A 7,312-nucleotide genomic window follows, 5' to 3' on the forward strand; every position below is an offset into this window, starting at 1 on the left:
CCCCCGACCGGCCGGCAGCGCTCCATGCGCGGCCACTGACCGGGGTGGTGGCGGGCGGCGGCGTCACCCGTGGCGGGTGCCGGCCGTGACCGTCTCGCGGGACCCGCGCGCCGCCGGCTCGGCCCGGCGCGGCTCCCGCACCAGGACGAGGACCGCGACCGCCGCGAGCAGTCCGACGGCGCCCGCGACGACCGCCGCCACGTTCAGGCCCGAGGCGAACGCCGTCCGCAGCAGGTGTTCGGGAAGTCCCGCGCCGCGCAGCCCGGTCGCGCCGCCGCCCGCGAGGGTGTGTGCCTGGTCGGGGGTGAGCGTGTCCCGCATGCGGGAGGTCACCGCCGTGCCGAGGCCGGCGACCCCGAAGGCGTACCCGAGTTGCCGGAAGGTGTTGACCGCGCCGCCCGCCATACCCGCGCGCTCGGGCGGCACCGCGGCGAGCGCGGCCCCGGCGAGCGCCGGAGCCACCAGGCCCGTACCGACGCCCGCGAGCACCAGTCCGGGCAGCAGCGCCGTCCAGGAGGAGCCCGCGTCCAGCACGGCCTGTCCGAGGGTGCCCGCGCCGATCAGCGCCAGGCCGACGCCGATCGTCAGGCCCGGCCGCACCCCGTGCAGCAGCCGGCCGCCCACCGCCGCCACCACGAAGGACGTCGCCGCCAGGGGCAGCACGGCGAGGCCGCCTCGCAACGGGCTGAGACCGAGCACGGTCTGCAGCCAGACCGAGGTGTACGGCAGGACGGCGAAGGCCGCCGTGTTGTAGGCGAGCGCCCCGGCCATCACGCCCACGAACGCGGGCTTGCGGAACAGCGAGAGGTCCAGCAGCGGATGGGCCACCCTGCGCTCGACGAGCACGAAGCAGAGCAGCGCGAGCGCCGCGAGGCCGAACGTGGCCAGGGTGGGCGCGGAGGTCCATCCGTCGCTGCCGGTGCGGACGACCGCGTACGTCGTGGCGGCGGCGAAGCACGCGAAGGCCGCCGTGCCCGCCCAGTCGATCCGCCGGCCCCGTTCGGCACGCGACTCGGGCACGGTGCGCAGGGTCAGCCAGACCGCCGCCACGCTCACCGGCAGGTTGACGAAGAAGATCCAGCGCCAGCCGGGCCCCTGGGTCAGCAGCCCGCCGACCACCGGGCCGATCGCCGCCGCGGCGCCGCTGACCGCGCCCCACAGACCGAGCGCGACCGAGCGCCGCCGGCCCTGGTACACCGAGCCGAGCAACGGCAGTGTCGTCGCGAACATCGCGGCCGCGCCCACCCCTTGGACCCCGCGTGCGGCCACCAGGGCCACGGGGGACGACGCCAGGCCGCAGGCCAGCGAGGCCGCCGCGAAGAGAACGGTGCCGGCCACATGGACGCGGCGCCTGCCCAGGATGTCGGCGGCGGCGCCCGCTCCCAGCAGCAGCGCGGCGAGCGCCAGGGCGTAGCCGTCGATGACCCATTGCAGATCGGAGAGCGACGCGTGCAGCGCCGGCGCCATGTCGGGCAGCGCGACCACGACGATCGTGACGTCGAGCAGCAGCATGAACGTCCCCAGACAGACCGCGGTGAGCGGCCCCCACTTGCGCATGTGTTTCTCCCTGTACGAGCTGTACGGCCCGGATGGCGCGGGTCCGTGGTTCCGGACCGCCCCCGTACGATCGGGCACGCTCGACCGATGTCCCCGGCCGTAGCGGGCATCGTGAAGGGAACTCGACATCAGAGGGGGAGGAAATCGTGGAATCCGACAGGTTCGACGAAATCGATCTGAGGCTGCTGCACGCCCTGGAGGTCGATGCCCGGGCCTCGTTCAGCCGGATCGCGGCCGTGCTCGGCGTCTCCGACCAGACCGTGGCACGCCGCTTCCGCCGGTTGCGGTCCGAGGCGGGACTCCGGGTGGTGGCCGTCCGCTGCGCCGCCGCCCGGCCGGGGATCGAGCACTGGCTGCTGCGGCTGCGCTGCACGCCCGACGGGGCCGCCACCATCGCGGAGGCGTTGGCCAGGCGGCCCGACACGTCGTGGATCGGACTCACCTCGGGCGGCACCGAGGTGGCCTGCACGACGAGCATGCGCACGCGCGTCGAGAGCGACGAACTGCTGCTCGGCAAGCTGCCGCGCACCCCGCACATCGTCGAGATCCGTGCCCAGCAACTGCTGCACCGCTTCTTCGGCGGCCCGTCCGGCTGGCTGGCCAAGAGCGGCGCGCTCACGGTCGCCGAGGTCGCCGCCCTCGCTCCGGAGCCGCGTCCGCACCCGGGGCCGGCCGTGATCAGCCAGGAGGACGAGGCGCTGGTGGCCGCCCTGGAGCGGGACGGGCGCGCCACCTTTCCGGAGCTCCAGAAGGCGACGGGCCGCTCCGAGTCGGCGGTCAAGCGCAGGCTGGCCCAGCTGGTCGGGTCGGGGGCGATGTACGTCGACGTCGAGTTCGACACCGAGCGGTTCGGCTTCCGCACCGCGGCGATGCTCGGCATCACCGCCGCTCCTCGGTCCCTGAAGGCCGTGGGCGCGGCCCTCGCCGCCCATCCGGAGATCGCCTACGCCGCCGCGACCACCGGCCCGTCCAATCTGATGGCCGTCGCGGTCACCCGGGACACCGCTCACCTCTACCGCTATCTGAGCGAGGGGATCGGCACGCTCGACGGGGTCGAACACGTGGAGACCATGCCGTTCCTCCGCCGCGTCAAGCAGTTGACGTACCGGCCGTTCCGGGGCTGAGGCGGCTCGCGCCGGAGCGCCGGGCGGTGCGCGAGTTCACTGGAAGCCGGCTATCCAGCGCTGTGCGAGGGTCCCGTTGCAGCCGAAGATCTGCACGCCCAGTCCCTCGTCCGCCTGGCCGCCCGGCACGTCGACGCAGAGGTTGGTGTCGCGGTGCCCCGCCCTCGACATCAGCGTCACGATCTCCGGCGGCGCCGGCGTGCTCTTCCACTCCTCGTTGCTGACCGTGGTGCACTCCACCTGGGCGATGGGCGAGCCGGCGGCGACGGGGCCGTTCATGTACATGCACAGGCCGCTGAGCTGGTTGATGAGGTGGTAGCCGCTGTTCGTGACCTTGAGGAACTGCCACTGCTGCGCGAGCGCGCCGGTGCAGGCCGACTGCACGATCGCCACCTCGCCGGTGGATCCGCCCGCGGGTTGCAGGCACTTGTTGTTGCCGACGTTCTTGATGGGGTGGAAGACGCCGGCGAGGGGTGCGGCGGGCGCTGACGCGTACGCCGGCGTGCCGGTGGTCATGACCGCGCCGGCGCCTGCCAGCAGGGTCGCGGCGGCGAGGGCACCGAATCTGTTGCGCGAAGTGTGACGCATGATGGCGGGACGCTCCTTCGACGAGTCGGCTCGCGCCGGATGCCGCACTGCCCGAGCTCGCCGTCAGCGTGGTCCCGTCGAGGCCGCCTGTCACGCCCGGTTCCGGTCAACGGAAGGGCGCCGCGCACAGCCGGAGGGCCCCGCCCCCTCGTAAGGGGCGAGGCCCTCGGCCTACCGCATGCCGACGTCGTCAGCCGAGGTGGGTGCTCGTCACCACTGGTCGATGCCCATGACACCGGCCGCCTTGTGGATGGCGTCGTAGTGGGTCTTCGACATGTCGGACTTCTTCTTGTCCGCGGGAAGGTTCCGGTCGTCGTGCCGGAACTCGTCCCGCGCCTCGGCCAGCAGGCTGGTGCCGTAGCCGACGGGGACGTCCGACTTGCCGTGCACGGGGTGGGTCTTCGCCGCCGACGCCGCTCCCGCACCGGCGAGGATGCTGCGCGCCTGGTTGAACGCCGCGGCCTTGACCGTGTTCGGGTTCGGGGTGGCCGCCTGTGCGCCGGCCACGGTGTGGGCGGGCGCGGTGGCGACGGCGGCGGAGGCGGGCGCGACAGCTACGGCGAGGGCTCCGACGGTCGCCGCTGCGGCCAGGCCGATTCGAACGATGCGCATAACTCTGGTACCCCTCATGTTGGATGAATGGTTCCGCTTGTGCAGTAGGAAGCCTGCCCGGGAAAGGTCACCATGTGATCAACGGACGATAAACACGCATTTCGGCCGATTGGAACCGGCCACCGCACGATCGGTGCCACCGATGTCAGACCCACCTGCCACCATGATCTTCATGTTGCAGGTATGCCTGAACGGCTCCCGAAACCGGGCTCATTGCCCGGTCCTCCCCGTCACGGCCGCCGAGCTCGCCGAAGCGGCGCGCGCCGCGGTCGCCGCCGGCGCGGACGACATCCATCTGCACCCCAAGTCGTCCGACGGCGCGGACACCCTCGACCCCGCCGTGGTCGCCGAGGTGCTCACGGCCGTACGCGCGGCCGTGCCCGGCGTGCCGGTCGGCGTGACCACGGGTGCCTGGACGATCCCCGACGCCCGGCGCCGGGCGGAGCTGGTGCGCGCCTGGACCGTCCTGCCCGACCACGCCTCGGTCGACTGGCACGGGAACGGCGCCGACCTGGTGGCCCGCGCCCTGTGGGAGAAGGGCGTCGGCATCGAGGCCGGCCTGCGCTCCGGCACGGACGCCGCGGAGCGGTTCCGCACCTCGCCCTTCGCCGGCCGGGTGCTGCGCGTCCTGGCCGTGGTCACCGATACCGAGCCGCTCACGGCGCTCGGCACGGCGACGGCCCTGCTGCGGTCGCTCGGCCCGGGCCTGAGGGCACCCGTCCTGCTGCACGGCGAGGAGGGGGGCGCCTGGCCCGTCCTGCGCCGGGCGGCGGCCCTCGGGCTCGCGCGGCGCGTCGGCCTGGAGGACGTGACCCACACCCCCGACGGCCGGCCCGCCGCCGACAACGCCGCGCTCGTACGGGCCGCCCGTGCCGTCCCCGGGCTGAGCGGGCGTCACCTGGGCCCGCAGCGGCCGACGGCATGGAACCGGCCGCCGTCCTCGCGCGTTGTCTGCCACGCCTAGCGGACCGTGACCGGGTTGGTTGGAACTGTGGATTCACCTTGTACGTATGGGTTGGGGAAGCAAATCCGGCTGCTTTACGATGGGGGGCATGACGACATCGCGCCCCTGTTCGATCGCCGACGCGCTCGGCGTGGTCGGCGAGAAGTACTCCCTGCTGGTGCTGCGCGAGGTCTTCTTCGGCGTGCGGCGCTTCGACGCGATCGCGCGCAACACGGGTGCGCCCCGCGACATCCTCGCCTCCCGGCTGCGCCGCCTGGTCGAGGCGGGCGTGCTGGAGAAGGTGCCCTACAACGAGCGCCCGGCCCGTTTCGAGTACTGCCCGACCGCCGCGGGGTACGACCTGCGGCCGGTGCTCCTCATGCTGATGCGCTGGGGCGACCGGCATCTCACGGACGTCCCGCCGACCGTCTTCGAGCACTCCTGCGGCTCCGACCTCGACCCCGCGGTCATCTGCCGGTGCTGCGGCGAAGAGGTGCACAGCGACGACATCGCCCCCCGCTTCCAGGTTCCGGGCTGGACCGTCGAAGGCGCCGCCTGACCCGCGCCCGCCGCCCCGCTCTCCCCTAGACTTGAAGCCCTTCCGAGCGCGAGGGATCCGGGGGCCGTCGTGAACGTGTTCGCCGAGGCGATGCGGCAGCGGATCCGCGACGCGCGGACCGCCCTGGCGGCGGCGCGGGCGGCCGGGGACGCCTATGAGACCGCCATGGCGGCGGACGAACTGGACGACGCCCTGTGGCTCGCCCGCCGGCACGGCATCGACCCGGACGGCGAGGCCCCGGTGGCCGGCCCGGCGTAGTGTCCGCCGGAGGTGTCGTCAGAGGTCGTTGCCCGCGTAGGAGAGATTGAAGCTCTTGTTGGTCAGCGGGAAGTCGGGCACGATCGTGTCGGCCAGCGCCACCGGCAGGGCCGGCCAGTTGAAGAAGGACGGGTCGGCCACCTTCACCCGGCTCAGCACCCGCCCGGCGTCCAGTTCGACGCGGGTGGTGATCGTGCCCCGCCACCCCTCCACGATGCCGACGCCCGCGCCGGGCGGGTAACCGCGCCGCAGGTCCACGGCCCGGCGGCCGGGTGTGAGACCGGCCGCGAGGTGCCGGGCCAGGGCGAGGGAGGCGTCGGTCTCCTCCGCCCGTACGAGGAAGCGGGCCAGGACGTCCCCAGTGGTGTGGACGGGCACGGTGAGGGTGTCGCCGTAGTCGTGGAAGGGGTGGTGCACCCGGGCGTCGGCGGCCAGGCCGCTGGCGCGGGCGACGTAGCCGAGACAGCCCAGGTCGCGGGCGGCGGGCGCGGTGAGCCGTGCGGTGCCCGTGAAGCGGTCGCGGACGGTGGTGTGGCCGAGGGCGAGCGTGACGATGTCGCGGATCTCCCGGCCGAGGGCGTCGAGCCGGGCCTCGCCCGGCACCTCGCGCAGGACCGCCCCGCCCGGCATGACGCCGCCGCGCAGCAGACGGTGCCCGGTGACCTCGTCGTTGAGCCGCAGGAGCTGTTCGCGCACGTGCTGCGCCCGGGCGTTGAGGATGCCGTGGCCGACGTCGTTGCACAGGGCACCGAGGTCGGCCACGTGGTTGTGCAGGCGCTCCAGTTCCAGGAGCAGGGCGCGGGCGCGGCACGCCTCCTCGGGTACGGCCGTGCCGGTGGCCTCCTCGACGGCGAGGCAGTAGGCCAGGGTGTGGCCGACGGCGGTGTCGCCGCTGACGCGCTCGGCCAGCGGCAGGCCGCGGTCGGGCGCGCGGCCCTCGAAGAGCTTCTCGACGCCTTTGTGGACGAACCACAGCCGCGTCTTGAGCTTGATGATCGTCTCGCCGACCACGGAGAACCGGAAGTGCCCGGGTTCGATGAGCCCGGCGTGCACCGGGCCGACGGGGATCTCGTACACGCCCTCGCCCTCGACCTCCAGGAAGGGGTACGGGCCCTCCGGTTCGGCGAAGGGCGGTGGGGAGCCGGCGTCCGGGTGCATGGGGTACCAGCCGCGCGGCCAGTGGAAGTGGCGGACGAGGCGGTGCGGCAGCGGGTGGCCCAGGGGCACGATGCCGTGCAGGTCGCGCATCTCCCGTTCGAACCGGCCGGCGGGGAAGGAGAGATGGGCGAGGGTGGGCAGTTCCGGCGCCTTGGGATCGAGGCGTACGTGCAGTTCGGTGCGGGTGTCGGGTGGGCCGGCGAGGAAGAGGTAGACCACGCGCACGGAGCGGCCGCCCGGCGCGCGCGTCCCGTCGTGGTGTGCGGCGACCAGCGCGAGGCGGTGGCCGTCGGCGAGCAGATCGGCCGCCTTCGCGGGGAGTTCGTCGGGGCCGATGTCGGTGACGGTGCGCAGGTGCATGGTCAGCGCCCTCCGAGGAGCGCGCCGGCCGCGGTGAGCGGACCGGCCAGCGGGCCGATGGTGATGCCGAGGACGGCGCAGGCGGCGAGGCCCGCGGCCAGGGGCGCGGTGGCGGCCGCGCCGAGCCGTGCGGGCTCCTCCGGCGCGGGAGCC

Annotated in this window: 8 protein-coding genes; 4 read left to right on the forward strand and 4 right to left on the reverse strand. The window is 73.8% G+C overall.

Features of this window, described 5'->3' with window-relative positions; all coding sequences use genetic code 11:
* Window positions 1-63: 63 nt before the first annotated feature.
* Window positions 64-1,557, reverse strand: coding sequence for an MFS transporter (locus J7E86_RS29165; RefSeq protein WP_215085818.1), 1,494 nt, complete (start codon window positions 1,555-1,557; stop codon window positions 64-66).
* 146 nt (window positions 1,558-1,703) lie between these two features.
* Here J7E86_RS29165 and J7E86_RS29170 point away from each other — a divergent pair, with 146 nt between their 5' ends.
* Entirely contained in the window at window positions 1,704-2,681 is a 978-nt protein-coding gene (locus J7E86_RS29170) for an Lrp/AsnC family transcriptional regulator (RefSeq protein WP_215085819.1), read from the forward strand.
* Window positions 2,682-2,717: 36 nt separating this feature from the next.
* Here the strand turns inward: J7E86_RS29170 and J7E86_RS29175 are convergent, their stop codons facing one another.
* Entirely contained in the window at window positions 2,718-3,269 is a 552-nt protein-coding gene (locus tag J7E86_RS29175; protein WP_215085820.1) for an RICIN domain-containing protein, read from the reverse strand.
* A 210-nt stretch (window positions 3,270-3,479) separates the two neighbouring features.
* Entirely contained in the window at window positions 3,480-3,881 is a 402-nt protein-coding gene (locus tag J7E86_RS29180) for a hypothetical protein (RefSeq protein WP_215085821.1), read from the reverse strand.
* Between the two features lie 172 nt (window positions 3,882-4,053).
* Between J7E86_RS29180 and J7E86_RS29185 the strand changes: the two genes are divergently transcribed.
* The 3 genes from J7E86_RS29185 to J7E86_RS29195 all read left to right on the forward strand — a co-directional run bounded on the left by J7E86_RS29185 (window position 4,054) and on the right by J7E86_RS29195 (window position 5,641).
* Window positions 4,054-4,845, forward strand: coding sequence for a 3-keto-5-aminohexanoate cleavage protein (locus J7E86_RS29185; RefSeq protein ID WP_215085822.1), 792 nt, complete (start codon window positions 4,054-4,056; stop codon window positions 4,843-4,845).
* Between the two features lie 88 nt (window positions 4,846-4,933).
* Complete coding sequence (locus J7E86_RS29190; RefSeq protein ID WP_215085823.1) at window positions 4,934-5,383, forward strand: helix-turn-helix domain-containing protein; 450 nt, start codon at window positions 4,934-4,936, stop codon at window positions 5,381-5,383.
* A 69-nt stretch (window positions 5,384-5,452) separates the two neighbouring features.
* Window positions 5,453-5,641, forward strand: coding sequence for a hypothetical protein (locus J7E86_RS29195; protein ID WP_215085824.1), 189 nt, complete (start codon window positions 5,453-5,455; stop codon window positions 5,639-5,641).
* Window positions 5,642-5,659: 18 nt separating this feature from the next.
* Here J7E86_RS29195 and J7E86_RS29200 read toward each other — a convergent pair whose 3' ends face one another.
* Entirely contained in the window at window positions 5,660-7,159 is a 1,500-nt protein-coding gene (locus tag J7E86_RS29200) for an NADH-quinone oxidoreductase subunit C (RefSeq protein WP_215085825.1), read from the reverse strand.
* Window positions 7,160-7,312: the final 153 nt, after the last annotated feature.

Source organism: Streptomyces sp. ISL-11 (assembly GCF_018614525.1).
Lineage (GTDB): Bacteria > Actinomycetota > Actinomycetes > Streptomycetales > Streptomycetaceae > Streptomyces.